The sequence below is a fragment of the Streptomyces sp. NPDC001406 genome (assembly GCF_042895285.1).
GTDB lineage: Bacteria > Actinomycetota > Actinomycetes > Streptomycetales > Streptomycetaceae > Streptomyces.
In genome coordinates, this window is record NZ_JBIAWG010000032.1 from 1 (window position 1) to 26,943 (window position 26,943).

The following is a 26,943-nucleotide window of genomic DNA, read 5'->3' on the forward strand; positions in this document are numbered from 1 at the left end:
CGCTACGAACGCAAGGCCAGCCACTTCCTGGCCTTCACCAGCATCGCCTGCACCCTCATCTGCTACCGCAGACTCAACCAAATGAGATGACTTCTTAGACAACGTTCGCCCTGTCCTGCCGTATCGCATGGTTGCTACGCAGGGCGGCATCGGGCTGCTGACCGGACCACCGGAGGACACGCTGGGTATGACGAAGGTCAGCTGTGAGGGCCGTGGCACAGGAACACGGTCAGAGCGATGGCGCCGGCCAGGGGACCCAGCAGCGCGAACCGGGCGGAGCGGACGAGACGACGGATGCCAGGGGCGAAGTAGAGGGGTGTCACGACGGCTGCGATGAGGCCGACTTGGAGCGCGGTCACTCTTGTCAACGGGATCACCGACGTCAACGGCTGCATCCAGGCGACGGAGAGAACAGCCAGGAGAAGGACGGGACCGAACGTGATCAGCGCCACCCAGCTCCAGAAGAACAGGGCAAGGAAGCGACACGCGGGCCAGTCGGCCAGGTCGCGGGGCTTGACGTTCCGGGTCACGTTCACGGATCCAGGCTGCACTCGGCGGCCGGACAGCGACATGAGCTCAACTACTCATCGGGGCTTCACCAGATACTCATGCCCGGCTCATTGCGCACGTCACTGACAGCTGCGTAGTCCAAAAAGGCGGCCAGACTGATCAGGTGGCTGAACGTGTGCAGGTCCGGGAGATCGATGATGACGAAGGTCGGCGGTTGCTGCGGATCATCCGCAGAGGCACCGGATCGGTAGTGACCTGGCGGCGGGCCCAGATGGTGCTGTTATCCGCACAGGAGATGTCGGTGGCGAAAATCGCCGAGGTGACGTTCACCAGCCCGGATCGGGTCCGGGACGTGCTGACCAACCAGCTTGTCCCACGTGGCGCAGGACACGTTCATGACAGGATTGCGCTGGGGAAGGTTCAGGGCAGTCATAAGGGCGCCCATGACTGCCGTGAAGGGATCACCTGTGACGTCCACTGCGCCTCCCCCCATACCCCGGGCCGCAGGATCGTTTCCGCTCATCGGCCACGCGCTGAAGATGCGCGACAACCTCGGCTTCATCGACTCGCTGCGCGAGACACGGGAACCACTCGTCGAGATCATCCTGCAACCCGGGACGCGCACGATCGTGGTCCAGGACCCGGCCCTGGTCCACCAGATGCTCAAGGCCCTGGGACCCAGCCTCGACAAGGGCCGGCTCTACGACAAGCTGGGCCAGCTGCTGGGCGACAGCGTCGTCACCGCCACCGGCCGCGACCACGTACGCAAACGCCGCCAGCTTCAACCCGCGTTCGCCCACACCGAGATCAGCCGGTACGTCGACCTCATGCGCGCCGAGGTGTCGACCACCGTCGCCGCCTGGGAGCGGGGGCGGCCCCTCGACGTACACGAGGCGATGGTCGGGCTCAGTCTCGACATGCTGGCCAAGACGGTGTTCGCCGGTAGCCTCGATGACGCCGTCTTCCGCCGGCTGCGCAGCGACGTGTCGGTGGTGATGAGCGGCGTCGGTGTGCGCATGATGCTGCCCGACTGGGCCGAGCGCCTGCCGCTGCCCTTCAACCGCCGCTTCGACCGGGCCCGGGCCGGGGTGCGCGCCACCATCAGCACCGCCGTCGACGAACTGCAGGCCTCCGGGCACGACACCGGGGACATGCTCTCCATGCTGCTGCGCACCATCGACGAGGAGTCCGGCGAGCCGCTGACCGGGCATCAGATCTGCTCCGAGATCTTCCTCCTGGCCGTGGCGGGCACCGAGACGACCGCGTCCTTGCTGTCCTGGACCCTGTACGAGCTCGCCCGCAACCCCGGCATCGAGGCCCGGGTCCTGGCCGAGCTGGACGAGGTCCTCGGCGAACGGCCGGTCGCCTTCGACGACGTGATCCGGCTGCCGTACCTGGACCGGGTGATCACGGAGACCCTGCGGCTGCACCACCCCGGCTGGCTGGTCACCCGCCGGACCACCGAGGAGACCCGGCTCGGCGAGTGGACGCTGCCCGCCGGCACCGAGCTGGCCTACTGCCAGCACGCCATGCACCGCGACCCCGAGCGCTTCCCCGACCCGCTCACCTTCGACCCGGACCGGTGGACCGACGCCGCTCAGGAGCCTCCGCCGGGCGCGTTCGTGCCCTTCGGGGACGGCAAGCACAAGTGCATGGGGGACCGTTTCTCCCTCACCGAAATGGTCACGGCGCTCGCGACGATGCTGCGTTCGGTACGGCTGGAACTCGCCGAGGGCCAGGTCATCCGCCAGGTCGCCCGGCTCACCGTACGGCCGCGCGCCCTGCGGATGACCGTCCGCCCCCGAGCCGGGGTCGGCCTCTAGCGCGTGTCTCTTGCGGCACCACTGTCAGGGACGGTGCCGGCGTTGCCATCCCCCTCGCGCGCGATGCCCATCAGCCTCAGCGCGGCGAAGGAAGAGGATACCGGCCACTGGTGCGCGTCCAAGACGGCCTGGGCGCTGGTGAGCAGGGAGCGCGCGTTCTTGCGCAAGGCCGCCGAGCTGTACTTGCCGCTCCACGCCTATCAGAAGACGCTCCCGTGGTCTCGTGAGCCGCACCCCGGGTGGCTTGAGGGGACCGAACGGGGCAAGGAGCACAGCGGCCGGCCAGGGACGCCCGGCTGGACGCTCTAGCAGGCCCGCAGGTACGACGAGCTGTTCGAGGATTTGCGGAAGGCGACGGAAGCCGTACAGGCGTAGGGATGGGGGGAGCGCTGCGACCAGTAAGGCATCAAGGGCGCCGAGCTGATCGTCGTCGGCATGGCCCTCAAGCGCGCCGACGGCGCCGTCCCGCTGTGCCAGGAGGACGTCGAGGCAACGGCCTGACCGCCGCAGCTCACGACTTGACCCCGGTCCCTTTCGGCCTACCAGCCTCTGGGAAGCTGGGGTCCGTCGAGGCCGTCCACGCCTGGCTGCGGGCCAACCGCCTGGGGCAAACGGCTAGTGGATCTACGGACCCACGGGGCAGGCCACCGGCGTGAGCGTGAGATCGACATGCTCGACGAGCCGCTCGTGGAGTGCCGGCAGAAGCAGGCGAACTCCCTGGTGGACCTGGACTTCGAGCCCAGCCCCACTGGGCAGTACGCGCGTCGCCACAGCATCGCCAAGGCGATGCTGCACTACCTGCGATTGATCTACTTCAGCCGCGAGGACACCCGGGACGCCGGGTTCATCGAGACGGAGCACTTCGGGGTCCGCTTCAAGCACCGCCACTCGCACTGGGACCTGGGCGGGGTGTCGCAGCGCTGGCTGCGCGATCTGCTGTGGGACAGCCTTGCAGCCCGGCTGGAGAGCGACCCGCCGCGCACCGGAGCGACCCTGGACCAAAACCGCAAGGCGATCGTGGAACTGAGCGCGTTCCTCAAGGCCCGCGCACCGGGCGGCGGCCACGACCCGCGCACGCTGACGCGGGCCCTTGCCGTCGACTTCGTCGCCGATCAGCGGCACCGGGCCGAGCACCGGCTGCCCTCCCTCGGACTGCAGCGCCGCGGCGACGGCGACAGCCGCAGCGGACAGCCCTCCACCGTAACGCCGATCATGCTCGGCCATGTGCTGCGCAACTGCCGTCGCCTCCTGCGCGAGGCCCTGGACACCGGCACCGCCGACCAGCTCGGCCTCGACTGCGGCTTCATCGTGGCCATCCCGAGCTACCACCCGCCGGTACGCCGCCGCTCGCCGTTCCCCGACGAACTCGCGCGGGCTCTGGCCCGCCCAAACAACCTCCGGCGCATGGAGAGCGAATTCGACCCGTTCGACGGCCGGCTGCGCGACGCCTGGGAGATCCTCGTGCTGACCGGACGCCGCGTCAACGAGGTGCTTCAGGTGCGCTACGAGTGCATCTCCCGGCTGAACGGGCTGGCGCTGTTCTGGCACGACCAGACCAAGGTCGGCAACTACGACCAGGCCATCCGCATCCCCGACCGGCTCTTCGCTCGAATCGAGCAGCGCCAGGCCACCACCCGGACCCGCTTCACCGGCCGCTACGGCCGCCCTCCGACCGCCCAGGAGCGCCGGCAGCTGGCGCTGTTCCCCAGCCGGATCCGCAACCCGGACCTGCGCACGAGCGTGAGCTACCAGTGGTTCGCGGACTCTTTCTGGCAGTGGATGGAAACGCTGCAGGTCGGCACCGGAGTGCTGCACCAGGCCCGCCACACGCTGGCGACGAACCTGCTCAAGAACGGCGCCGACCTGGTGCACGTCGAGCGCTACCTCGGGCAGCTCTCCCGCGAGATGGCCGAGCACTACGTCCACCTCGCGCACAACGACCCCACCCTGAACGCGGCCCTGGAGGCGGTATGGGTAGCCGGCCCCGGCTCCGCCGAACCCGGACTCCTGCTGTCCGATGGCGAGCCCATGACCCGGGAGCAGGCTGAAGCCCTGGCCATCGACCTGACCCGCACATCAACCCCCACCGACGGCGGCTTCTGCACCTTCCAGCCGGTCGTCGACGGCGCGGCCTGCCCCTGGAACCTGAACTGCCACCACTGCGACAAGTTCGTCCTGTCCGGCGCCGACCTCGTCTACTGGCACCGCAAGCGCGAACAGTGGCGCCTGCTCGCCGAACGCGCCCCCGACAGCACGACCGCCGACTACCTGCACCAGGTGTTCGAGCCGACCGCCCACGCGATCGACGGCCTGGAGAAGGCCCTCGCCGCCGTCGGCCTGCTGGAAGAGGCCCAAGCCCTGGACCTCCGCCGCCCGCAGGACTTCTTCGGCCGCGTATGGAGCACCGCCTTCCGCGCGACGGAACTGGCCCAAAGCCAGGACCACCCGCAAGAGGAAGAACCCGAGGAACCACAGGACACATGACCACGACCGCCGCCCACGCCGCCCGCCAACAGCAGACCCGCCACAAACTCGCCCAGGTCGACACCGCCATCGCCCAGCTACGCCGAGAACGCGGCCGACTCACCGTCCGCGCCATCGCTGCCCGAGCCGGCGTCTCGGCCACCTTCCTGTACGAGAACTCACAGGCGCGCACCCGCGTGCAGGCTGCCGTCGCGGACAGCAGGAGCCGCCACGACCAAGCCGCTATTGCGACGACCGAACGGATTGAGGCGACCTGGCGGGAACGCGCACTGAACGCCGAGGCCGAACTCACCCGCGCCCAGAAGGAGATCTTCGCCCAGCGCCAGCGGATCGGCGAGCTGATGGGACGCCTGCGGGACCTCGACCAGACCGTGCCCGGCGAGTCCGTCCAAGCCCTGGTGAGCGAGAACACCAGCCTCAAGCACCGAGTCCAGCAACTCACCCGCGAGCACCGACTCCTCCAAGAACGCCTCGAAGGCTCCCGCAGCAACCTCCGCTTCGCCGACAAACGTATCGCCGACCTGGAAGCCCAGCTGCTGGAACTGCAGCCACCCCCAGAGTGTCCGCCTCGGCGGCTCTGACGCCGCCTGTTCGGTACGGCACGCGGTGTGCCCGAATCCTGGCAGTTCTTACGGCGACGTGCGTGGCGATGAGCGGCTCGCGGCACTGCGCGAACAGCCCGTCCGATAGCTCATCGGGTGCGAGTCAGGGGCGGCACACCGTGCTGGGTGCCCCTTGGGGAAGGTAGGTGGCTCGTTCGTCTGCTGTGAGGTCGCGGGCGACCGCACTGCAGATTTTGGTGATCGCCTGATCGGCGTACGGCAGGTCAGCTGCCCATAACCGGACGGTGCCGTCGTAGCCGGCGGTGGCCAGGATGCGGCCGTCTGGGCTGAACACCACGGTGTCCACGGGGCCGGTGTGGCCGGTAAGGGTGCGCAGCAGGCGGCCGGAGGACGTCCAGGCTGGTCAAGGCCGAGGCCAAGGTACGCAGCGACAGCGTGGTCCAGCGCAGCGGGGAGACGGGATCGCCGCGGGTGTGCGGCTCGATCAGCGCCTCCAACGCCGACAGCAGACCGGGATCAGTGACCGTCAAGGGCTTGCGGCCGGCTCCCGGGGCGCGAACCCGTCGGGTCGGCGGGGAGCCCCGAGCCAGCTCGGCGATGCCTCGTGTGATGGTGGCCCTGCTGGTGCGGGAGGCAACAGCCACCAGAGCGATCCCGCCGTGGCCGATCGTGGAGGCCTCGCTGGCCAGGTAGAGCCGACGACGGCGCTCATCGAGGTGCGGCAGGAACTGATCGAACTTCGCCTTCAAGGCGACAACGCGGGCCTGGTTGGCCGGACGCACAGCCATACCCCAGCGTTCCACCAACTCCTTTGCACCGAACACTAATTGACGTACAGGCCCCCGGAAGTGCCCGTGCACTGCCGTCCCACGCCGGCCGATGTGGTGCCCTTCTTGATGAACCCGGTGTCGTCCACGATCAGCACACCCCCGGGCCCAAGCCGTTCTCCCACGTAATTCCGCAGGTCATCGCGCAGGGCATCGGCGTCCCAGCGGCTGGAATTGAGCAACCGCTGCAACCCGTCAGGCGTCCGGTGACCGGCATACTCCGCCAACTGTCAGCCGTTCTTCCGGGCCACCGGCGCCAGCAGCCCGCGGACACAGTCCCGCATCCGCCACCGCAGATCCGCCCGTCCAAGCCGCCCTGCTACACGGGCAAACACCAACTCCAGCTCAGCAGCCCAGCCCTCGTTATCCACCATCCTCACCATGAACAGCACAATGAGAACGACCAGCTCAGGACACGATTCGCCGCTGGAGTACTGATTCCAGCCCATGGAGCGGATGCCGACCGACCATCCCAGCGCTGTGAGGTCGTCAGTGAGGGTCTGGGCATCGTGGAATACCTTCACGATGCGGTGTTGGCTGCCGTCGTCGAGCCGACGCAGCGCCGCCGGGGCTGGCTGGTCCGCGAGGACAAGGCCCGCGACCTCAACCATGTCGCACACTGGAAGTAGGCGTTGAACCAGTTCTCACTCTTCTTCGAGGACAGGCTCAACGCCGACTGAAACCGAGGGACTTACACACGGACACGTCCACCACCGTGGCCCAGGCGGTTGACTTGCGCGTGAACACGGTGGCGTCACCCGAACCTGGCTGTGCGCACGTCAGTACAGCAGGGCTTCCGCAGACGTGGCGTACCAGGTGCTTACCTGGGGATCATTGATGACCAGCGGGTTGCCTGCGATCTGGACCGCGGTCGGCTGCGCGTCGGCAGTCAGGGCGATGTTGACATTCTGGACGGTCTTGCCGCCCTCCTGGTCGGCCCGGGACAGCATCAACGCGGCGTAGGCGGACTTGCCGACCTCCAACGCGGTCTCGGAACTCGTTGCCTTGCCCATGAGGTCGGCCTGTCCGTCGAGTTCGTCGAACGTGACCACCGGGTGGTTGCGCGGGATGCGGCATGCGGAGTGGCTGGCGTTGGTGGCGGTGATCAATGCGTGGTTGACCGGGCGGGAAACCGGAGTGACGGTGAGCTTCAGCTGGTTCGAACGGCACGTCGGGACGTCGCCCTCGGTAGGGGCCTGCCCGTCTGTGGAGCCCTCCCCCGAGCCCCCCGAGCCCTCCGAGGCCGAGGAACGGGTCGGGGTGGCCGAGGCGGTCCCGGCGGTGGACGCCGCGCTGCTCTGCTTCGGCGCCGGCGTGCCTGCCGTGGTCGTCTTTCCCGGGGCGGCAGCGTCGGCACTGCCGGGGTCGCATGCGGTGAGCGCGAGCGTGCTCAGCGAGAGGGCGGTCAGCGCCGTCGCGGCGCGGCGGATGGTGGTGCTCATGGCAGTGTCCCCCAGTTAAGGATCGGTGGTGGCGCAGATGGGCCGCAGATCGCAGCGGCCCGGCCGTGAGCCACCATCGTGGGACTCTCGGGCCTCGTGGACCATCGTGGTCGGCCACGAGATCCACGAGCAGAACTGTGACGAAAACAGGAGAACCGTCCGGCAGGTCGGTGTGCTCACATGGTCGACGACACTCAAGGAGGGACGGCACATGCCACGGATCGGCCTGCGTGGGCACGAGCAGATGCTTGTGCGCATCCGGGAACTGCTGCAGCGGGCCACTACGGGCTGCGGACGACTGCTGGTCCTGCGCGGGCCCACCGGATCGGGGCGTAGCACGGTGCTGCGGGCCGTCGCCGACGAAGCACGCCGCCTTGGGATGTGCGTACGGCAAGCCCGTTGTTCCGCCGAGGAATCACAAACTCCGCTGGGGGTAGTGCGACAACTGATCGGCGACGGAAGGGGCTTGTCCTTCGACGGCCAGGCTTTGCCGGTGGTCGCCTGGGACGAGTTGCGCGCTGCGGTGGGTCAAGGGCCGCTGCTGGTCGCGGTCGACGACGTCGATCTGGCCGACGAGGCCTCGCGGCGCTGGCTCGCCCAACTCGGCCGGCGGGTGGACCTGCTGCCGGTGCTGCTGGTGGTGAGCGAGCGGCACCACTACGACGTGGAAGGCCCCATGCCGCCGGGAGCGGCTAGGGGGCTGGCGCCGGAGCTGGTGGTGACCGAGTGGCTGGAGCCGCTGCCGCGTGAGGCGGTGGCTGCGCTGGTCCAGGACCGATTGGGGGCAGCGGAGGGGGTTTCGGACGTAACCCCGGAGGCGGCCATGGAGCTCTGTACGAGCGCCGGATGCGGAAACCCCATGCTGGTGCACGCCCTACTGGACGATCTGTGCGGGCCTGCGGTCCGTGAGAGCTTCACCGAGGCTGTGGACTGGTGGCTGGAGGCTGCTGGAGCGCTGACCGCGCACGTTGCGCGTGTGGTCGCCGAACTGGACGGCGAGGACTGCGTCACGGCCGAGCTCCTGGCCGAGGTGGCCCAGGCCGACACGACCCGGGTGAGCGGATGGCTGGCCGCTATGCGCGAGGAGGGGTTCCTCGCCAAGGCATGCGAGCCGACCGGACATCCATCACCGCGCTTCGTCGACCCCCTGCTGCGCGAGGCAGTACTGGCGAGGTGGCCCGCGCGGCGCCGAGCCCTGGTGCACCTGCGCACCGCCGAAGTGCTGTTTCGCCAGAACGCCCCCGTGGACGTGGTCGCTCGCCACCTGCTGAGGGCTCCGGCGGCCGGCGAGGAGTGGGCGGTGGAGACACTCGTCGATGCCTCAAGCGGGGCCTCGCGTGAGGGCCGCCGGCCCGAGGCGATTGCGCTGCTCCGCAGGTCGCTGGCCGAGAATCTCACCGATTCCCGGCGGGGTGAGGTACTCACCGCGCTCGGCTGTCTGGAGGTCCGGACGGACCGCACAGCCGGCGTACGGCATCTGACCGAGGCCTTGCGACTCCAAAGCAGTGCTCACGGAAGGCTGCGGGTGGCCAACGCACTCGGCGCCGCGCTCGCCGCGCACGGCGAGGTCCCCGCCGCCCTCGACGTGCTGCGCCGACTGGCGGAGGGTTTCGGTGAACGCGAGGACCTCGCCGACGTCGTGCATGCCGCCCAGGCCGCCACGGCGCTCATCGCCAGCCACGAGCTGTCGGGCTGGCGCAACCTGCTGCCGCACGTCAAGCACCGCGCCCGGCAGGCACCGCCGTGCACCGACCCGATGGCACACTCCCTGCTCACCGAACACGAGGCCACTGCTGGTCTGATCAGTGCGGAAGAGACCATGCAGCGCGTCCGCTCGATCCTGGCCGCGCCGACCGACCCAGGTCTGCAGCTGTATCTGCTGGCCTCGCTGGCGACCTTGGCACAGTGGGCCGACGAGCTGGACTACGCCGATGTTCTGGTCGAGCGCGGACTGCTTCTGCACCAAGACCATCCGCTGCATCCTGCTCAGCAGTGCCTGGTGAGCGTACGGACGGAAACCGCTGTCATGCGCGGCCGCTACACGCAAGTCGCCGAGGCGATGACCGGTCCCGACGGCCACAGCGCCAACACCCACGTACGCGCGCAGGGTGTGATCGCTCTCGTCGAGCTCGACCGTCTGGCCGACGCCAGGCGGCTCGCCTCGATGATCGAGGCGCAGGGGAGCCGCGACTCGTGGGAGTGGATCGAATTCCGTTACGCGCAAGGCCTGCTGCATTGGGCCGAAGACGACCCCTCGGGCGCACTACGGCACCTGACCGCGTGTGGCGAACTCCAACAGGCGCGGCAGACCCTCAGTCCGGTGGCCACGCCTTGGCGTTCCGCGGCCGCCCACTGCCTGCTTCGCCTGGGTCGAGCGGCCGAGGCCCTCCCCCTCGCGGAAGAGGAACTGCGCCTGGCCCGCATCTGGGGCACACCCCGGCTCGTCGGACGGGCCCTGCGTGCCGTCGGAGAGGCCCGAGGCGGGCAACACGGGCTCGCCCTGCTGCAGGACGCGGTCACGCTGCACCGCCAAAGCCCCGCTCCCCCGGAACTGGCAGCGACCATGCTGGTGCACGGCCGCGCCCTCTTCGCAGCCGGCCAACCCGGCCGCGCACGGGAGGTGCTGCGCGAGGCCGCCGCCCTGGCCGAACGCCTGGGCACGATCCGCCTGAAGCGACTGGCCGACTCTGCCGTGCGCACCGTCGGCGGACGCCAACTCCGAATCCACCACACGGGCGTTGCCTCCCTCACCACCAGCGAACGCCATGTTGCCTCACTGGCGGCAGCGGGCAACGGCAACGCGGAGATCGCCGCCTTGCTCCATCTCGCCCGCCGCACCGTTGAAACGCACCTGACGAACACCTACCGCAAGCTCGGCATCCGAGGCCGCTCCCAACTCGGCTCCGCACTCAATGAGGCGAGCCGGAAACGCATCTGAGCCGACGCGGACTTGGGGACAGGGCGAGTGAAGTGTTCGGCGTCGGCATCGTCGAGGCTGTTGCCGATGTCGGCTATCGCGGGTGCGCTCCCCTGCTCTTTGGCCTTCGTGGTGTAGTCCGGTCGGGGAACGGCAAGGATCAGCAGTGAAGTCACGGTGCCGACAAGGTGCGGCCTACCGCGTGCGTCGCAGGGTTGCCGAGAGATGGTGCTGCAACGGCTGGCCGACCGCCGCGAGGTCGTGGACGAACGTGAGTGTGTCGCTGTCGGTCAGGGTGTAGCGGCGGCGGGTGGCGTCGACTTCTTTGGCAGTGGGTGTGAGGGCCACCTCGTGGGTGGAGAGATCGACCGTGTCCTGTGCCGCTTGGCCGACCGCGATCTCGGCGATGCCGGTGGGCTGGGTGATCAGTGCCTCCACCCGGCCGTCGGGCAGCAGGCGCCACCATCCGCTCTCCCGAGCCGCCGGACGCAACGGTGCGCCCTCGGCGTCGAGCAGCCAGGCCCGGGCCTCGTAGCGGAGGAAGGGACGGCCGTCGTGACTGAAGACGACCTCCTGTGCGTACGTGAAGTCCCCGGCGAGCGTCGGGTAACCCCCTTGGCCCCGGCCCTGCCATGTGCCCAGGAAACCGAGCAGGGGCGCGAGCAGTGCGTGCGGTGCAGGCGCGTCGTCCGGCCGGTGGGAATCGGGGTACGGGTGCTCCGGTGCAGGGTCGAACACGTTCGCGCTCCTCGGGTTGTACGGGTGCCGGTGCCAGGTGAAAGCCTAGGCGCCCAACTCCTCGGCGACGAGCAAGGCGCTCACCCCGGTGTTCAGCGCGCGACGGGGCGGGTGGCGGGCTCAAAGCGGAAGGAGACCGCCTCCATCAGCGGCTTGCGCTGCGTCTTCTGGACGGCGGCGATACGCCACCCTCCGTCGGCCTCGCGGACGACCGTATACGTCGCGAGCTTGCCGAACTTGCCCAGGTCGTCGTCGGCCTTCGGGCCGCCCTTGCGCACGTCGCCGCGCGTGATGACCGAAGGTGGCGGTGAGCAGCTCGCGCTGTGCGTCGGGGTTGCGGAAGGCGTCGAAGGGCGGGTCGGAGCACCTGAAGGTGAGCAGCCCGAACACGTTCTGGCCGGAGCCGACGGCGTAGAGGGCGGCGGACCGGCCGGGGGTATTCCACAGCAGGCCCTCGGAGGCGAGCCCGAGGTAGTTGGGCAGGGTGAAGCCGGCGAAGCAGGCGCCGAGGTAGTGGTGGAAGCGTTCCTCGGGGCCGAGGATCAGCCGACGGGTGTTGGAGTGGAGTCCGTCGGCCCCGATGACGACGTCGAAGGTGAGTCGGGCGCCGCTGCGGAAGGTCACCTCGATGCCGTCGTGACGGTCGTCAAGGGTGGCTATGGAGTCGTTGAACTCGAACGCGACGGAGTCGCGGACGGCGTCGTAGAGGATCTGAGTCATGTCGCCGCGCCGTATTTCGAGGTCGCCGTCGGCGCCGATGGCCATGCTTTCGGGGCGCAGTGCGGCGACGGTGCCGCCGTCGACGTCCAGGAAGGTGATGCGATGGGTGTTGACGTGGGCCTTCTACAGCTGAGGCAGGAGGCCCATGCGCCGCACCGCCTCCACGGCGGTGCCGCGGATGTCGATGGGGTAGCCGCCGCCGCGCACGGTGCCCGCCTTCTCGACGACGGTCACGTCGAAGCCGTAGCGGTGCAGCCAGTAGGCGACCGCGGGGCCGGCGATGCTTGCGCCGGTGACGAGAGCGGAGCGCTTGGGGAGGTGGCGGTGTGTCTCAGTCACGGTAATTCCTTCCTGGCTGCGCCGCGCCGATGCGTCGGCCGGCCAGATGTCAAACGTGGGGTTCCTTGTTCTCGGGGTGCGGTGGGCCGCACTCGTTCTCCGCACACCGCGGGCAGGCGGGCCTCGCGGAGTTCTGCTGCGCGCAGGACGAGGCACGGGGTGTTCCTATGAGGTGCTGAGAGGGGGCGCCGAATACTGCTGCTGCCGGGAGCCGGGTCCGTCGCCTTCCGCGGCTCGTTCTCACGTCGGCGAGCACCAGAGGCCCTCCCTGCCGTCGGCCCAGTACGGCCTTGTGGTGATGGCGCGGCGCGCCAGGACTTGGCTGTCGATGAGCACTCGCCGCTGGCCCTGGATGGACTGGGCGTGCCCCAGCAGCAGAGCGCTGTCGAGGTCCGTCAACTCACCTTTTTCAATGGCTCGTTCGAGCCAGGACTGCATTGCGTCACCCGGCGCTTGTGCCGCGGGCAGGAAGCGGTAGCGGGGCCAGCGGTCGGCGAGGGGTCGACGGCGTCCGCCGGCACCTCCATGGCCACGACCGGTGCTTCGCCGCTCCGGGCGAAAGCGTCGAGGGTGCCGAGGGCGCAGCCGTCGCCGAGGTAGAGGCGGCGGGTTCCGCTTTCACCTGGTGGCCGGTGCCGGCCAGCCCGCACCGTCAGCCGGTCGCCGGCGTGCAGGCGGCGGATCCAGGCGGTGCCGGGACCGGTGGCGTCGGTGGCGCGTCGGTGGCGCGTCGGTGGCGCGTCGGTGGCGCGTCGGTGGCGCGTCGGTGGCGCGTCGGTGGCGCGTCGGTGGCGTCGAGGATACCGATGTGCTTGACATCCTCGCCGTTCACTGTCCCCACGGTGTAGCGGCGGCCCAGGGTGGGGGCGACGCGGAACTGGATGGGTCCTGTCGGGCGAAGTCGGTGGCCGCTCAAGGCAGGATCTCACGCTCCCAGTGCCATTCCTTCTCCGCCTTCAGCAACCTGGCGTTCTCAGCCCGCGGACGGGCCAGTTCCTCAGCCGGGCTCTGACCGCCCCAGCCTCGCGGCGCTCGGACGTGTGCTCGGCGGCGAGCCCTCCTTCCCGGCGCGACGGGTGCCGACCCGGATCGGTTGCCACCGCATCGACGCTGCCCCGCGTCCCGCTCGCTGGCCGAGCTCCGCCGCGGCGCCCGACGACTCCGTCGGCGGCACCAGCCGCGATCTGCTGGATCGGCACCGTTCGATGCCCGCTGTCAGCGGTAGGAGTCCAGCTAGCTCCGGCTCGGGCTGCCGACGCCGGTGGCGTTGTCGAACCCGTGGAGTGCCTGCAGGCTGTTGTCATGGCCGAGGACGTGGATGGTGAGCGGTGAGCCGGGCCGAGGCCGGTCGACCATGGTGATCTCGGTGCCCGCCCCGAAGGGGTGGTCGCTCACGTCGTGGTAGGCGGCGGTGCCGTAGCGAGCGTAGATCCGGGGGTTGGCGAAGCCGATCGGTATGCCCCGTCGGGCCTGCTGCGCCAGCACCTGGAGTCCGGCGACCAGCGGGGCGGACAGGCTGGTTCCACCGTTCTTGTAGGCGCCGTACGCGATCCGGCCAGGTGAGACCTGGTAGGTCAGGCCCACGGTGAAACCGATGTCCCAGTCCCCGAACGCGGCGATGTCCGGCACCACCCGCTCGGCCGCCGAGGCCCCGGTGGGCTTGCGGAGCGCGTCGGGCACCACGCCGACCTGGTAGTACGGCTGCGCGAAGGCAGGGCTGGCGCCGCCGGCCGATCCCCACGCTGCCTCGTCTACGACCTGCCAGCTCCGGCCGTCGGCCGAGAGTGTCCCGTTCCGGTCGCGCCAGGACGTCTCGAAGGCATAGCGGCCGTGCGAGTTGATGCCGAGGCTGGTGGCACCGACCGCCGTGACCCACGGATCGGAGGCGGGGAACTCCACCGTGGTATGACAGGAGTCGGCCGGGGCCGACGTGGCCGCGGTTGCGGGCCGGCTCGCGAACCCGCCGACCTCTCCCTGGCAGGACGGCTCGTCGCTCTCGTCGCCTGAAGCGACGTAGAACCCGATGCCTTCGACCGCGCCCAGCTCGAACTGCTGGTCGAAGGCTGCGAGGGTGGCGGCAGGAAGCTCGTCATCGGCGTAGAGCGTCCAGGAGTTGCTGACGATGCTCGCCAGGTGCCGGTCGACCACCCGGGTCACCGCGTCCAGCAACGCGGTGGAGGAGTAGTCGGCGGCTGCGACGTACTTCAGGCGGGCGTCGGGGGCCATGCCGTGGAGGGCCTCCAGGTCCATGGTCTGCTCGAAGGACCAGCCGGCGTCGGGGGTGGTGCCGCCGGCGGGCAGGTCCTGGGCCAACTGCCCCGGTGTCAGGGGCGGTAGTCCAACGTCGGTCGACCACCGGTTCAGGTCGGACTCGATGGTGGGCGAGGCATGGGCGGCGATGACGGCGACCGTCTCACCCTTGCCCGTTAGGCCGCTGCTGGTGACGCCGTAGACATCCCGGATCTGGGCGAGGGTGTAGCCGCACGGGGCGTAGCTGGCGGGGTGCCCGAACAGGGACGGGAGATCGGTGGCCTTCTTTTCTCCGAAGTACGCCGAGCACGGGGAAGCGGGCGTGGGGGGCAGCGTGACGGACGGCGGCGTGGGGGGCGGCGGGGTGGACGTCTGCGTAACGGGTGTCCGCGAGGTGGACGGCTGCCGGGCGGCGCCGCCGGGCGTGCGGACCTTGACAGGGCGATCGTCCAGGCCAATGACGCCCAGCACGGCGGCCCGCACCGCCGTGGGGACGCTGAGGGACGTGCTCGGCGCCCGGTAGGTGCCGTCGCTGCTGGCATACGAGTGCAGTGACGTACCGAACGCCACGTTCATCGCGGCGACCGTGCCGTGCACGGCGAGGTAGTGGGCGGTGGACTCGGTCACGGTCAGGCCCGCGCGGGTCAGCCAGTTCCGCACCGCCGAGATCTGCGACGCGGTGGCTCCGAACTGCCCGGCCGCCTGCTGGGGCGTCAGGAACTTCCCGTGCATGGGGCTGTGCGGATCCGACACGGCACGGACGTAGGCGGCGAGCGCGGCGGGATCGCGCCCGGCCAGGTAGACGCGTGCGTCCACCGGAGCGGTGGCGGCCAGGGCTCCACCGTCATGCCCGGCGGCGGTCCAGGCCGGCCGGGACGCGGTGAGTTCCTGGCGTTCCGGAGAGGCCGCCGCAGCCGTGGGGGACGGTAACAGGCCTGCCGCAACCGCGGTGGCGAGCGCCCAAACCGCGGTGAGGGCAGGGGCGAGCGTCCTCGCGTTCGGTGCCTTCGGAGACGTGTCACGACGGATCCTTTGCTCAGGGGAAGCCTCGGATGTGAGGTCGTTCGACTACTTACGTCTGGCCACGAGCATGTTGGTTGCGCGCTCCGCCGTGATCTACGCCACACGGTGCGGAAATGAATGAGCGTCAGCACCGTGGACCGGCGTTGCGGTGTCGCATCGCCGCGGCCCTACACGCGCTCCAGGATCCTCGTCCGCGGGCTTCCGGCCCGGGCAGGGGAGGTCGCGCGGTTCGACCAGATGGTTCGCTCCAGGAAGTCGCGTGAAGCTCGCGGCCGAAACGAACGGATCTGTGGGCCGCCTGGAGAGGTGCGGCAACTGCGCGCTCGGACCATCGGCGCTGCGGTTCGCAAGGACGATCGACGCCTACACCTTCATGGCGACGGATCCGGAGACCGAGGTCGGGGTCGACCCGCTCGCCGACATGCCCTGCCTGACGGAGCCGCCGACGCTGATCCGCCTCGCGGACGCCGACCACGACGGGCAAGGAGCGGTTCCATCGCCGAACGCCCTGTGGGTCATCACCGGCCGCTCCCGCCTACAGTGGGCCGATCCCGGCCTTCAAGGCCGGCTCGCCTACACCGGCCCCACCGCCTGGCCCAGCCTGACCACCATAGTGATCCCGGCCGCACGCAGCGAGCCGGGAACCGGTTGGGGGGAGGACTGCGACGACCACCTCGCCCGCCGCCTCACCCACGACGGCCGACCGCTGAGCACCCCACCCGTCCGCAGCGTGATCACCGCACGCTCCCACAGCCTGCCGCCGTCGCCGTTTCGGTCCCGGATCACCAAGTTCACCGCGGGCCTCCCGCGCCCCTGTAGCACGAGGTCCAGCCCAGTTTTCGGCAGTTCGGCGAGGTCCGCCGGGCTTGACGCGATGTTGAAGGAATTCTCTGCTGCCGTCCTCACCCTCGTCGAGCGACAGCGCTGAAAAAGGTCATGGTGTCGACGATCGCGTCTGGGTGGCTCCGGCATAGCCCAGGCGGCGCGGCGGCCGTTCACGGGGGGGCGCTGCCGCTGTTCGGCTGTCCCGGCGTCGCTGCTGAGACAGCCGCTGCGCCCAGTAGCGGGATGCTCGCCACCTTCAGCGAACCAACGCCAACGGTACCGACGTTGAACTCAGTGGCCGTGTGCCCGTCACTTGCGGCCTGTCCGTGCACCCGACCTGCCGCGCCGCCGGGACGGGGAGTTCGAGCGGTTCGAAGTTCAACGCCCGTCGTCACGGGAAGGCATGGCTCAGCCGCTCACTGGTGTCCACCGGATCTGCGTGCTGCACAGGGAGACCACGGCCGCGGCTGCCGCGACCACCGCCAGGCCCCACACCAGGCTGCTCGAATTCGCCACGAAACCGATGAGCGGCGGCCCGGCCAGCAGACCCGTCGTGCCCATCGCGGCGACCAGTGCCAGTGCCTGCGAGCCCTGTTTCGCCGCAGCCACATAGACGCAGGGGGTCACGGCCGCGCAGCCCAGTCCGACGCAGGCGAACCCGACCAGGGCCGACGCCACTCCCCCGGTCACCAAGGCGAAGGCCAACCCGGTGGCGGCCACTGCACTGCCGAGCAGGACGACGCGCCCGTCGCCCCAGCGGCTGCGCCAGCCGTCGGCGAAGAGCCGGGCCACCACCATCATGCCGGACACGACGGCGATGCCCATCGGAGCCAACTCTGTGGAGGCCTTGGCGACTTCCCTCATGTAGAGGGCGGACCAGTCGTTCATGGCGCCCTCGGTCACCGTGCCGAACGCCATGGCGCAGCACATCCAGAGCGTCATCCGGGCCGGAAGACTCCATCCGGTGCGGCTCTTGCTCTGCCTCTCCTCCGCGGGAGCCTCGTCTTCGAGAAGACCGGAGCGCGCCAGAGCGGCCAGCAGGAAGAGGACCACGGCAGCCACGCCGAAGTGTCCCGCGACGGAGGAGGTCGCCGCGTTCATACCGGAGGCGAGCAGCGCCGCGAGCAGAGAGCCGGCACTGAACGTCGCGTGCAGCCGGGCCATGGCGTTGCGTTCGTACCGGGTCTCCAGTGCCGTTCCCTGTGCGTTCATGGCTACGTTCAGACACCCCACGCACACCCCGTCGGCCACCATGACCAGCAGGGCGACCGGATAGTCCGGCGCCGCGGCGAGTGCCAGAAGCAGCAGGGCCAGGCAGAGGGCCGACAGCAGTGCCAGCCGTGCGGAGCCCAGCCGCTTCACGAGCACCGGCACCAGGGGAAACGACGCCACCGCGCCGATGCCGGCCGCCATCAGCAGCACCCCCACCTCGGCCGCGGTCAGCCCGAGGTCCGCCTTGATGGCGGGGATGCGCGAGGCCCAGGTGGCGTACTGGAAGCCCAGGGAACAGAACAGCGCGGCGATGGCCAACTGGCCGCGGTGGAATGGATCACGGACAGGGAACACGCACATCAACTCGCTTCGTCGACTCGGCCATCGTCTTGGACATGTAGACGGCGTTCGCGCCGTAACCGCCCGGGGAGATCCCCGGGTACGCACTGAACCCGCGCGCCGACCAGAAGGGCTCGCTGCAGCCCACGGCGATGAGCGAGATCCGCTCGAACCCGCGCGAACCGGCGGTCAGGGTCAGGTGGTTGAGGAGACGCTGCCCCAGTCCCCTGCCGCGCAGGCGCTCCGCGACAACGATATCGTGCAGGTGCAGATTGCGCGGAGTGCGCGAGGGGACCGCCGGCTCCTCCGCCCGATCGAGGTTCGGGTATCTGAAGGGGGGATACGGCAGTGCCAGCAGGTACCCGGCCGGCTGTGAGCCGACGTCCAGGACGAAACAGGTGTCCGGCGAGGCGTACGCCCTGGACTGCAGGGCCGCTCGCCCTTCAGAGAGGCCGAGTTCCGCGTAGGTCCGGGATTCCATCGCCGCGATGGCGTCCCAGTCGGCGTCGGTGATGTGGCGTATGTGTACGCCGCCGCCGCTCACGGGCGTCCTCCGCCCGTGCAGGTGTACGGGAGCGGGGCGAAGCCGTTGAAGCCCCGGGTCGTGTAGCTGATCGCGTAGGCGCCGCTGGAGAGCACCCAGGCAGGATCGCCGGATGCCAGGTCCCGGGGGACGTGCACGAGGCCGTGTCCCTGGGGGTAGGCGTCGTCGCTGTCGCAGGTGGGACCCGCGACGACGGCGGGGACGTACTCGGCATCGGGGTGAGTGGGGAAGACGAGCGGGTACTGCAGCGCGTCCATCTCGTAGAGGCCGTTGAACTTGCCGCAGCTCAGGTAGAGCCAGTACTGGCGCTCGCCGTCGGGGCGGCGCCGCTCAGCCAACCGGGCCACGTGGGCCCGGATGGCCCCGTGGTCGGCGACGAGGTGGCGCCCCGGTTCCATGACGAACTCGAGGTGCTCGCCATGGACTTTCCTGAGGCGGCGTATTCCCTCGCGGATGACGGCGAGGATCTTGTCCAGTGGAGGGTCCAGTGGCATGCCGTGCCGATCGAGGTATCCGAGGGCCGGCAGGCCGCCTCCGAGGTTGACGTGGTCCAGGACGATCCCGCGCCGACCCAGGGCGGACAGGACGTCTGCCAGACACTCGACGGCGCTGTACCAGGCGTCCGCCGTCATCTGCTGGGAGCCGACATGCACGGACAGACCGGAGGGTGTCAGGCCCTTCTCCGGCGCCGCCTGAAGGATGTGCACCGCGTCCGCGGGTGTGCAGCCGAACTTGTCACTGAGGCCCCACAGCGCCCCTTCACCGCTGGTCGCCAGCCTGCAGAACACGCGGGCTCCCGGGGCGTGGACCGCGATGGCCGCCAGGTCCTCGATGCTGTCGGTCGCGAAGTCCCTGACGCCGAGGCGGTGGGCATCTGCGATGTCACGGTCTGACTTGACGGTGTTGCCGTAGTGGATCCTGCCGACCGGCACGCCCGCACGCAGCGCCTGCTCCAGCTCGCGGGGGCTTGCCCCGTCGACTCCGGCGCCCTTCCCGGCGAGGCAGGCGAGCACCTCGTCCACCGGGCAGGCCTTCATGGCGAATCGGACGGCGACGTCGGGCAGTTCGCGCCGCAGGGTGTCGTAGCGGTGTTCGATTCCGGTCAGGTCGAAGACGATCCGGTCCTCGGTCGCGCCGGCCAGCGCGGAGAGCAGTGGTGCGGACTCGTGCGTCATGTGCGCTCTCACCGTTGCTGCCCGGGCGCCGGGACTACGGAGGTGAGCGCGGCCGACCGCACCAGCGGCTCCCATGCCTCCACCAGCAGGGCGAAGTCCTCGATGTCGCTGCGTGCTTCGTCGAGGAGGCGGGCGCGGCGCTGCCACAGGAGGTCGGCGAACTCGGCGTATCTGCCGCCCAGTTTGCGGTACGCGGCGTCGAGGACGTCCAGCCGGTGGACGTTCTCGCTCTGGTCGAGCCCTGCGCTTTCCCTCGCCAGCAGGGCTACGGCCGACGCCCGCACCTGGCCCCTTTCATCGAGCAACGACGCGCCGGTCCGGGCCATTTGGTCGTAGACGAAGTTGAAGTAGAGCATCGACAGCAGGAACTTGACGAAGCGCAGCTGGTAGGACCTGAACCCGGAGTCGGTGCGGCGTTCGCCGGTGTAGAAGTTGACGATGTTCCGGTTGTGCAGGACGCCCGGCAGTGCGGCGGCGTGGACCAGGTGGATCAGGAAGTAGTCGCTGCCGATCGTGTCGGTCGCGGGCGGCAGGGGCACGCGTTCGTGCACGCCGTGGAAGGCGATGTTGCACATGTCCACGCGCATGGGGTCGACCGCGGTCAGCGTGGAGTGGTCCATGGTGAAGGCGTCCGTGTCCGCGCCCCGGAAGGACTCGTCTACGAGTTGCCTCTTCTGCTCGCCGGACCAGTGCACGGGCGCCCACAGACCGACCATGTCGTGGTAGACGTCGGGGTCGATCCGGAGTATCTCGCCGATGTCCACGGACAGTTCGCCGACGAAGGAGCTGCCGACCATCGCGACCTTTCGGTTCATGTGGTCGGTGGCCAGTGCGATCTCGGTGACGTGGGGCGCAGCGTCGGCCGCGCGCCTGCCGAGCGACATCAGCTCGTGGTGGATGGGGAAGATAGTCCGGCCGTTCACGACCTGGTATCGGCTGTCGGAGTCCCTGCGGTGGACGGACTGGCAGCCGAGCGCGGCGGCGACGAGGAACGCGCGGTTGGTGCAGGCGCCGTAGGACACGGCGGCCGGGAGCATCAGATCCAACAGGAGGTCGGGCTTCATCGCTCCTGCCCGGTCGATCACCCGCCGGAGGAAGTCCCGCTGCCGTGCCTCGTCGAGATGGTGTATGGCGATCCGCGGATCGCCGGTTATGCGGCGCACGGCCTCGGCGTGTTCGGCGTACACGGGCGCGGCGCAGGAGTCCAGGATCAGGAGGTGCACCTCGGTGTCGAAGTGCTCGGTGGCGTAGGCCGCTTCCTCGGCCACGGCCGCGATGGTCGCCGTGCAGGGCCTGTTGGTCGGCAGGGTCAGACAAATTCGGCGCATGTCTCTTCTCCGGCCGGCTCGACCGCCTCGTCGAGGTCTGCCCCGCTCCAGGATGTGAGGCCCAGCAGCTTGGCCCCGAGTTCGTCGAGGTGGGCCCTGCCGTACCGCAGGGATTCGTGTTTTGTGGCGTCGCCGAGCAGCGTCGCGTTCCAGTCCGGAGTGCTGAGGGTGCGCCACGAATCGGCCCGGGAACGCCGCAGGGTTTGGTGGGACTCCAGCGCCGGCATCATCGACAGGTACTGGACCGCACGCACTTTGCCGTCGGATGTGTTCGGTGCCACGCCGTGCGCGAGCAGGCCGTTGAAGATCAGCAGGTCGCCGGCCTCGAGTTCGGGTCGCACCACGGGGAACTCCGCGCGGTCGATCCTGGGCCGGATCGGGTCGCGGTTGTCCGGCTGGAGTGCCTTCCACCGGTCGAACTGCCTGAACAGCTCGGGGCAGCACTGGAAGCCGCCGAGTTCAGGCCTGGTGTCGTTCAGGGCGATGATCCCCTGAACTCGCTGCGGCGGTATGCCGAGTGTCGTGTCGACGTCCCAGTGGAGCTCGATGTCGAAGCCCTGCGCGGTGCGCGGGATCAGGGCCCGGTCACGGCTCTTGATGTTGGGCGGGTTCAGGTTGAGCCGGTCGAGCGTCACCCACAGCTCTTCGCAGTCCCAGACGTCGACGAACGCGTCGTAGACCCGCTGCGTCTGGCGGCTGTCCCAGATGAGCTGGTGGTGATAGGCCTCGACGAAGCCGTAGATGTGCAGTTCCCGGTCCAGGTCGCAGCGGTACTCGCGGTCCTCGTACCAGGTCTCCGGACGCTCGGGGTCGAGTCCCTGGAACGCCCAGGCGAAGTCCAGCAGTTGTCGGGCATGGGCGGCGGGGATCGCCTGCTTCACCACGACGTAGCCGCAGGTCTGCCACAAGGCGAAGTCCTCCTCGGAGAGGACGCGCAGCGGGCGGGTCTTCTTCAGGTCCCGCAGGGGTGTCTGGGCGAGATAGGTCTCGCCGTCCGAGCTGAAGTAGGGGATGTTCGAAGGGGCTCGATGGAGATAACGGTCAGTCGTGGGCATACGGTGCTCCACACCTCGATCTCAGGTACCGGCGATCCCAACAGGGTCACCAACTGCGCGGAGTGAAGGGCGGTGGCCATTCCGGCAGGATCACTGCACCACGGGCCACACCAGCCCCTCTTCGAACTCGCGTGCCACTAACTTGGACTAGACCAACTCGACGTGTCAAACATCCCAGCTGAGGGCGCGTTTTCGCCAAGTAGGCGCGATTCGGGCCCACTTGACACGAGCGGTTAGCCTGAGCGGAGGCGTATTGGTCTGTACCAACAGAAGGGCGCATGCGATGGTCTCCAGCAAGCACGGCATGGAGTTGCGACGACTGGCGCGCTCCGTGCTGCAGCCGGGTTTCGTGGGCACCGAGGCGCCCGACTGGGTGCTGCGCGAGATCGCCGACGGGCTGGCATCGGTGGTGCTCTTCTCCCGCAACATCGTCACGCCCGCACAGGTAGCCCGGCTGACCGGCCGACTACGCGCGGAGAACCCCGAGTTGATCATCGCGATCGACGAGGAGGCCGGCGACGTCACCCGGATCGAGTCCGCGACCGGCTCTACCCGGCCGGGCAACTTCGCCCTCGGAATGGTCGACGACACCGAGCTGACCGAGGCCGTCGCCGCCGACCTGGGCCGCCAGCTGCACGCCGCCGGTGTGAGCCTCGACTACGCACCCAGCGCGGACGTCAACTCCAACCCCGACAACCCGATCATCGGGGTCAGGTCCTTCGGCATCGACGCCAAGGTGGTGTCAAGGCACACCGGCGCCTGGATCCGGGGACTCCAGTCGGCCGGTGTCGCCGCCTGCGCCAAGCACTTCCCCGGCCACGGCGACGTGGCCGTCGACTCCCACCACGGCCTGCCCGTCTACGACGCCGACCGCGCACAGATCGCCGCCCAGGCCCTGCCACCGTTCCGCGCCGCCCTCGAAGCGGGCGTCCGTGCGGTGATGAGCGGCCACCTGCTGGTCCCCGCCTACGACCCCGACCTGCCCGCCACCCTGAGCCGGCGCATCCTGGACGAACTGCTGCGTCAGGAGCTCGGGTTCGACGGCATCATCGTCACCGACGCCATTGAGATGGGTGCCGTGGCCCACCTCTACGGGATCGGCGGGGCCACGGTCAGAGCCGTCGCCGCCGGTGCCGACGCCGTCTGCGTCGGTGGCGAGAACGCGGAGGCGGCCACCGCCAGCCTGCTCGTGGACGCCCTCTCGGACGCCGTCGTATCGGGGGATCTTCCTGAGGAACGGCTGGAGGAAGCGGCCCGCCGGGTCCGGGAGTTCGCGTCCTGGTCGACGAGCCTGCGCCCGACCCATGCCGCAGACTGGGACACCGGCAGCATCGGCTTCGCGGCCGCCCGCCGGGCCATCCGCCTGCACGGAGCCGTACAGCACGTCCTGCCCCTGGTCAACGCACCGCACGTCGTGGAACTCGTACCCACCACCAACCTGGCCATCGGCAAGGAGACCCCCTGGGGCGTGGCCACCCCACTGGGCGAACGGCTGCCCGGAACGACCTCTGTCCGGGTACGCCGCGAGGACCTGCGGTCACGGACCACCGCCCTGGAGACGCACGCACTGGCGCCCGCCGCGGGACGGCCCCTGGTCGTGGTCGTCCGCGACGCCTCTAGGCACGCGTGGATGGCGCGCGCCCTCGCCGACCTCGTCACGGCACGTCCCGACGCGATCGTCGTGGAGATGGGCCTGCCGGGCGCCCCTGTTCCCGGAGCGGCTCAGATCTTCACACACGGCGCCACCGCCGCGTCGGGGGTGGCCGCCGCAGAGGTCCTGGCGGGTGCCCTCTAATGCAGGCGAAGGGGCAACTTCCGTACTGCTAGGAGATATTGACGGTCACTCGGCTCTTTCCTACCTTCCGAGAGCGCTCTCACATCCGTCCCTCCAAGCAGGGAGGTCTCGTGACCCCCGCACAGAGACCCAGAAGTTGCCCCCTGAGCCGGTTGGCGGCAGCGCTCGGCCCGGCACTGTTCACCGTTTTCGTGCCCCTCACGCCCCCGGCGTCCGCCGCAGGCACCTCCGCGGCAGCCACCATCTGCAACAACTACTGCGACACCCGTGACCCCGCGCTCTCTCCGGGCGACCGCACGCCGGTCACGGCGAGCATCTACGCACGCTCCATCGTCCTGCACTTCGACGACGTCGACGCCATGGGCTGGGCGTCCATCGGCAACGGCAACCCGGGCGACGAGGTGTGGCTCGACCGTTCCTTCGACGGCGGCCGCACCTGGAGTTCGGGCAGCATGCTCGGCGACACCATCGTGCCCACCGGTCAGCGTGGCTGGCGCACGCTCATGTACAACGTGGACGACTGGAACGACCTCGGCGTCGGTGCCCTGCGCGCCTGCGGCAAGGCCGGCGACCGCGCCGAGATCGCGTGCACTCCATGGGCCCGCACCACCTGGAACGCGGGCGAGCCGCGCACCGCGGCGGCCACCGGCCTCATGACCTTCTACAACTAGGAACCGGCCTGTTCGACACCACCGGCTGGTGGAACTCGGCGAACGCCCTCACCGCGATCATCGACAACATCCGTGTGACGGGCATGGGCAGTTACACCTACGCGATCGCCCGCACCTACGACTTGAACATCAACGCGCAGGGCCCGCAGTTCCGCAACGACTACATCGACGACACCGGCTGGTGGGGCCTGGCCTGGGTCGCCGCGTACGACCTGACCGGCGACAGCCGCTACTTGAACACGGCCCGCGCGGACGCCGACCACATGGCCGCCTACTGGGATGCCACATGCGGCGGCGGAGTGTGGTGGAGCACGGCGAAGACGTACAAGAACGCGATCGCCAACTCCCTCTACATCCAGCTCAACGCGGCCCTGCACAACCGCATCCCCGGCGACACGGCGTACCTCGACCGGGCCCGTGCCGGCTGGGCCTGGTTCCAGGGGACCGGCATGGTCAACGGATCGCACCTGGTCAACGACGGCATCGACTTGTCCACCTGCCGCAACAACGGCGCCGCGGTATGGTCGTACAACCAGGGCGTGCTGCTCGGTGCCCTCACCGAGCTGTACCGGGCCACGGGCGACGGCGGACTGCTCGCCAGCGCACGGCAGATCGCCGACGCCGCCACCACGACCTCCCTGCTCCACACCGCCGACGGCATCCTGCGCGACCCGTGCGAGAGCGGCGACTGCCGCGGCGACGGGCCGTCCTTCAAGGGCGCCGACATGCGCGGCCTCGGCAAGCTCAACTCGGTGCTGTCGGACCACCCCTACACCACCTACCTCAAGCGCCAGGCAGAGCGCGCCCGCGCGAGCGACCGCAATGCCCTCGACCAGTACGGGCTGCGCTGGTACGGGCCGCTCGACCAGGTCGACGCCGCCCGCCAGCAGAGCGCCCTCGATCTCCTCGACGCGGCACCGTGACCGATCAACAACGTTGTCCGTACAGACTGGAGCAGTCGCCACGGGGAGACTGCCGTCCTCGGCAGAGCAGGGTGACGGGATGTGCCGTGACTCGATCGTCTCAGGGGAACGAGCCTTCCGTGAGGGCATCGATCGCAGTCAGGCTGCAGGCCGCGAGCCGCTCGCACGCGGCCTCGAACTTGCCACGCAGGGCGGGCCATCTCATCCCTGTGGCTCCCGTCGCTGACCGCCGGCGCTGCCCGGCGCACCCCGCCCGACGCGCACCTCCTCGACGGCAGTCAGTCGCAGCGCACGGTCCGGCTCTCCAGAGATCGACACTCACATACGGCGCCCGCGGCGGCTGCGGCAACGCCCTTGAACTCGGGGCGGGTCGGACTCGAGCCCACGGCCGACGGATCATGAGTCCTTTGAGGATCTTGGCGACCTCGCGGCCACAATGAGGCCGTCGAGGGTCGGACAGAGGGTAGGTGCGACGATCTCACCAGTTCGGGAAGACGTCTCGAACCCATGCACAGCGGATTCCCCTTCCAACGCACAGAGAATCCGCCCCCGCAGGCTCTACGGCGCTCGTCCGGGGATTCGTGCGGCCGGATGGGCCCCACACGGTTTGCTTCACCGTGCGTGGCCCTCGGCTGGGGAACGGCGTTCCGGCCATGCGAAACCGACATCGAACAGCTCGGCCCCGAACGTCCCCGCGGCCTCGCCTTCCGGCGCCACCTGGTCGACGCCGCCCACCGCAACACCGGACGGGAAGGCATCGTCCGGCTGTATGCCGTCCTGTCGGCGGAGAGCGTCACCGCGGGCCACTCCGCGCAGGACTACTTCCGCGACCGCTACGCGGGACTGCGTTTCTTCGTCGCCGAGGCCCTCGCCGAAGCATGCGAACTCGGCGAGATCCGGGCCGACGTGAACCTTGAAGACGAGGCCAACGCGATCACCGCCGTCATGGACGGCCTCCAGGTCCAGTGGCTGCTCGCCCCCGAGTCGGTCGACATGGTCGCCTCCACCGACCCCGTGATCACCACGCTCCTGGCAGACCTCCGCGACAGCCGCATCCGACCAGCCCCAAGCGGCGCGGACCTGTCGCTGCGGTCATGACGGCGCCGTGCAAGAAGTCGACCTTCTTGTCATAATCGGCGGCAACGGCAGGTGAACGGCCGCGGCGCAGCGGACGAGATCCTCGCTTCGCTGCTCCTGCCTGCGGGTCGAGCGCATGCTTTCTCCCGCACAACGGCGGCAGCACGACGATCCTCGTCGCCGTCTTCAGCACCTGCCGGCTCCGACCGGGACGGCCAGGAGGACCGAGCCCTGGCCGAGGACGGCCGGCCCGTACCAGAAGGCGGCCGCCTCACCTTGCTGCTCCCACAGACGACCGGCTGCGAACCAGCAGACCCCACCCACTCCCGCACCATCAGGCGACAACAGGATCGGTTGAATACG

At 69.4% G+C, this 26,943-nt stretch carries 20 protein-coding genes and 4 pseudogenes; 9 read left to right on the forward strand and 15 right to left on the reverse strand.

The features are described from left to right. Window positions 1–197: 197 nt before the first annotated feature. Window positions 198–536: a hypothetical protein gene (locus tag ACFY1J_RS43975; protein ID WP_390712862.1), complete on the reverse strand. Its 339-nt coding sequence runs from the start codon at window positions 534–536 to the stop codon at window positions 198–200. Window positions 537–673: 137 nt separating this feature from the next. Between ACFY1J_RS43975 and ACFY1J_RS43980 the strand changes: the two are divergent. From ACFY1J_RS43980 to ACFY1J_RS43995, 4 genes and pseudogenes are all read left to right on the forward strand, one after another. Beyond that, window positions 674–874 (forward strand): annotated as a pseudogene (locus tag ACFY1J_RS43980) (IS630 family transposase); the annotation flags it as partial. A gap of 79 nt (window positions 875–953) precedes the next feature. Beyond that, window positions 954–2,333 carry a cytochrome P450 gene (locus ACFY1J_RS43985; RefSeq protein ID WP_390712861.1) on the forward strand — a complete coding sequence of 460 codons (1,380 nt, stop codon included), beginning with the start codon at window positions 954–956 and terminating at the stop codon, window positions 2,331–2,333. A 669-nt stretch (window positions 2,334–3,002) separates the two neighbouring features. Beyond that, a complete protein-coding gene (locus ACFY1J_RS43990) occupies window positions 3,003–4,817 on the forward strand; it encodes a tyrosine-type recombinase/integrase (protein ID WP_390733172.1) in 1,815 nt (604 codons plus the stop codon). Continuing rightward, the gene (locus tag ACFY1J_RS43995; protein WP_390712858.1) at window positions 4,814–5,398 is read left to right on the forward strand and encodes a DUF6262 family protein; all 585 of its coding nucleotides are present in this window, start codon (window positions 4,814–4,816) and stop codon (window positions 5,396–5,398) included. Before ACFY1J_RS43990 ends, ACFY1J_RS43995 begins: the two co-directional genes overlap by 4 nt. A gap of 124 nt (window positions 5,399–5,522) precedes the next feature. On the opposite strand, the gene ACFY1J_RS44000 is transcribed toward ACFY1J_RS43995, so the two are convergent. The 4 genes and pseudogenes from ACFY1J_RS44000 to ACFY1J_RS44015 all read right to left on the reverse strand — a co-directional run bounded on the left by ACFY1J_RS44000 (window position 5,523) and on the right by ACFY1J_RS44015 (window position 7,649). After that, window positions 5,523–5,726: a hypothetical protein gene (locus ACFY1J_RS44000; protein WP_390712857.1), complete on the reverse strand. Its 204-nt coding sequence runs from the start codon at window positions 5,724–5,726 to the stop codon at window positions 5,523–5,525. 52 nt (window positions 5,727–5,778) lie between these two features. After that, window positions 5,779–6,168, reverse strand: a pseudogene (locus tag ACFY1J_RS44005) (ISAzo13 family transposase); the annotation flags it as partial. Between the two features lie 53 nt (window positions 6,169–6,221). Next, window positions 6,222–6,581: pseudogene (locus tag ACFY1J_RS44010) on the reverse strand (transposase); the annotation flags it as partial. A gap of 405 nt (window positions 6,582–6,986) precedes the next feature. Then, entirely contained in the window at window positions 6,987–7,649 is a 663-nt protein-coding gene (locus tag ACFY1J_RS44015) for a DUF4232 domain-containing protein (protein WP_390712856.1), read from the reverse strand. 211 nt (window positions 7,650–7,860) lie between these two features. Here ACFY1J_RS44015 and ACFY1J_RS44020 point away from each other — a divergent pair, with 211 nt between their 5' ends. Further along, on the forward strand, window positions 7,861–10,587 hold the full coding sequence (locus ACFY1J_RS44020) for a LuxR C-terminal-related transcriptional regulator (RefSeq protein WP_390733173.1): 2,727 nt from the start codon (window positions 7,861–7,863) through the stop codon (window positions 10,585–10,587). A gap of 174 nt (window positions 10,588–10,761) precedes the next feature. Here ACFY1J_RS44020 and ACFY1J_RS44025 read toward each other — a convergent pair whose 3' ends face one another. The 5 genes from ACFY1J_RS44025 to ACFY1J_RS44045 form a co-directional block, all read right to left on the reverse strand. Beyond that, complete coding sequence (locus tag ACFY1J_RS44025) at window positions 10,762–11,304, reverse strand: FABP family protein (RefSeq protein ID WP_390712854.1); 543 nt, start codon at window positions 11,302–11,304, stop codon at window positions 10,762–10,764. 120 nt (window positions 11,305–11,424) lie between these two features. Continuing rightward, window positions 11,425–12,069, reverse strand: a complete 645-nt coding sequence (locus ACFY1J_RS44030) for a hypothetical protein (protein ID WP_390712853.1) — start codon at window positions 12,067–12,069, stop codon at window positions 11,425–11,427. A gap of 78 nt (window positions 12,070–12,147) precedes the next feature. Next, window positions 12,148–12,363: an NAD(P)-binding protein gene (locus tag ACFY1J_RS44035; RefSeq protein WP_390712852.1), complete on the reverse strand. Its 216-nt coding sequence runs from the start codon at window positions 12,361–12,363 to the stop codon at window positions 12,148–12,150. Between the two features lie 240 nt (window positions 12,364–12,603). Continuing rightward, window positions 12,604–12,762, reverse strand: a complete 159-nt coding sequence (locus ACFY1J_RS44040) for a hypothetical protein (RefSeq protein ID WP_390712851.1) — start codon at window positions 12,760–12,762, stop codon at window positions 12,604–12,606. Between the two features lie 834 nt (window positions 12,763–13,596). Continuing rightward, entirely contained in the window at window positions 13,597–15,642 is a 2,046-nt protein-coding gene (locus ACFY1J_RS44045) for a protease pro-enzyme activation domain-containing protein (protein ID WP_390733180.1), read from the reverse strand. Between the two features lie 253 nt (window positions 15,643–15,895). Between ACFY1J_RS44045 and ACFY1J_RS44050 the strand changes: the two genes are divergently transcribed. After that, entirely contained in the window at window positions 15,896–16,564 is a 669-nt protein-coding gene (locus ACFY1J_RS44050; RefSeq protein ID WP_390712850.1) for a hypothetical protein, read from the forward strand. 305 nt (window positions 16,565–16,869) lie between these two features. Here the strand turns inward: ACFY1J_RS44050 and ACFY1J_RS44055 are convergent, their stop codons facing one another. From ACFY1J_RS44055 to ACFY1J_RS44075, 5 genes are read right to left on the reverse strand one after another with little or no spacing between them, the layout of a single operon-like run. Continuing rightward, on the reverse strand, window positions 16,870–18,033 hold the full coding sequence (locus tag ACFY1J_RS44055; protein ID WP_390733174.1) for an MFS transporter: 1,164 nt from the start codon (window positions 18,031–18,033) through the stop codon (window positions 16,870–16,872). Next, the gene (locus ACFY1J_RS44060) at window positions 18,011–18,556 is read right to left on the reverse strand and encodes a GNAT family N-acetyltransferase (protein WP_390712848.1); all 546 of its coding nucleotides are present in this window, start codon (window positions 18,554–18,556) and stop codon (window positions 18,011–18,013) included. Before ACFY1J_RS44060 ends, ACFY1J_RS44055 begins: the two co-directional genes overlap by 23 nt. Next, complete coding sequence (locus ACFY1J_RS44065) at window positions 18,553–19,731, reverse strand: type III PLP-dependent enzyme (protein ID WP_390733175.1); 1,179 nt, start codon at window positions 19,729–19,731, stop codon at window positions 18,553–18,555. Before ACFY1J_RS44065 ends, ACFY1J_RS44060 begins: the two co-directional genes overlap by 4 nt. Before the next feature lie 8 nt (window positions 19,732–19,739). Continuing rightward, window positions 19,740–21,059 (reverse strand): DUF6271 family protein, encoded by a 1,320-nt coding sequence (locus ACFY1J_RS44070; protein WP_390712846.1) that lies wholly within the window; start codon window positions 21,057–21,059, stop codon window positions 19,740–19,742. Then, the gene (locus tag ACFY1J_RS44075) at window positions 21,041–22,114 is read right to left on the reverse strand and encodes a phytanoyl-CoA dioxygenase family protein (RefSeq protein WP_390712845.1); all 1,074 of its coding nucleotides are present in this window, start codon (window positions 22,112–22,114) and stop codon (window positions 21,041–21,043) included. Before ACFY1J_RS44075 ends, ACFY1J_RS44070 begins: the two co-directional genes overlap by 19 nt. Window positions 22,115–22,397: 283 nt before the next feature. Between ACFY1J_RS44075 and ACFY1J_RS44080 the strand changes: the two genes are divergently transcribed. The 3 genes and pseudogenes from ACFY1J_RS44080 to ACFY1J_RS44090 all read left to right on the forward strand — a co-directional run bounded on the left by ACFY1J_RS44080 (window position 22,398) and on the right by ACFY1J_RS44090 (window position 26,601). Further along, the gene (locus ACFY1J_RS44080) at window positions 22,398–23,909 is read left to right on the forward strand and encodes a glycoside hydrolase family 3 protein (RefSeq protein ID WP_390712844.1); all 1,512 of its coding nucleotides are present in this window, start codon (window positions 22,398–22,400) and stop codon (window positions 23,907–23,909) included. 152 nt (window positions 23,910–24,061) lie between these two features. Next, window positions 24,062–25,503 (forward strand): annotated as a pseudogene (locus ACFY1J_RS44085) (glycoside hydrolase family 76 protein). Between the two features lie 621 nt (window positions 25,504–26,124). Next, window positions 26,125–26,601, forward strand: coding sequence for a TetR family transcriptional regulator C-terminal domain-containing protein (locus ACFY1J_RS44090; RefSeq protein WP_390712843.1), 477 nt, complete (start codon window positions 26,125–26,127; stop codon window positions 26,599–26,601). The last annotated feature ends 342 nt before the right edge of the window (window positions 26,602–26,943 follow it).

What these genes read in the sequence shown, in the direction of transcription:
- ACFY1J_RS44055 (WP_390733174.1), bottom strand. Translation starts at nt 18,033, where the DNA reads ATGTGCGTGTTCCCTGTCCGTGATCCATTCCACCGCGGCCAGTTGGCC.
- ACFY1J_RS44075 (WP_390712845.1), bottom strand. Translation starts at nt 22,114, where the DNA reads ATGCCCACGACTGACCGTTATCTCCATCGAGCCCCTTCGAACATCCCC.
- ACFY1J_RS44020 (WP_390733173.1), top strand. Translation starts at nt 7,861, where the DNA reads ATGCCACGGATCGGCCTGCGTGGGCACGAGCAGATGCTTGTGCGCATC.
- ACFY1J_RS44080 (WP_390712844.1), top strand. Translation starts at nt 22,398, where the DNA reads ATGGTCTCCAGCAAGCACGGCATGGAGTTGCGACGACTGGCGCGCTCC.
- ACFY1J_RS44065 (WP_390733175.1), bottom strand. Translation starts at nt 19,731, where the DNA reads ATGACGCACGAGTCCGCACCACTGCTCTCCGCGCTGGCCGGCGCGACC.
- ACFY1J_RS44070 (WP_390712846.1), bottom strand. Translation starts at nt 21,059, where the DNA reads ATGCGCCGAATTTGTCTGACCCTGCCGACCAACAGGCCCTGCACGGCG.
- ACFY1J_RS44030 (WP_390712853.1), bottom strand. Translation starts at nt 12,069, where the DNA reads ATGGCCATCGGCGCCGACGGCGACCTCGAAATACGGCGCGGCGACATG.
- ACFY1J_RS44015 (WP_390712856.1), bottom strand. Translation starts at nt 7,649, where the DNA reads ATGAGCACCACCATCCGCCGCGCCGCGACGGCGCTGACCGCCCTCTCG.
- ACFY1J_RS43985 (WP_390712861.1), top strand. Translation starts at nt 954, where the DNA reads ATGACTGCCGTGAAGGGATCACCTGTGACGTCCACTGCGCCTCCCCCC.
- ACFY1J_RS43995 (WP_390712858.1), top strand. Translation starts at nt 4,814, where the DNA reads ATGACCACGACCGCCGCCCACGCCGCCCGCCAACAGCAGACCCGCCAC.
- ACFY1J_RS43990 (WP_390733172.1), top strand. Translation starts at nt 3,003, where the DNA reads ATGCTCGACGAGCCGCTCGTGGAGTGCCGGCAGAAGCAGGCGAACTCC.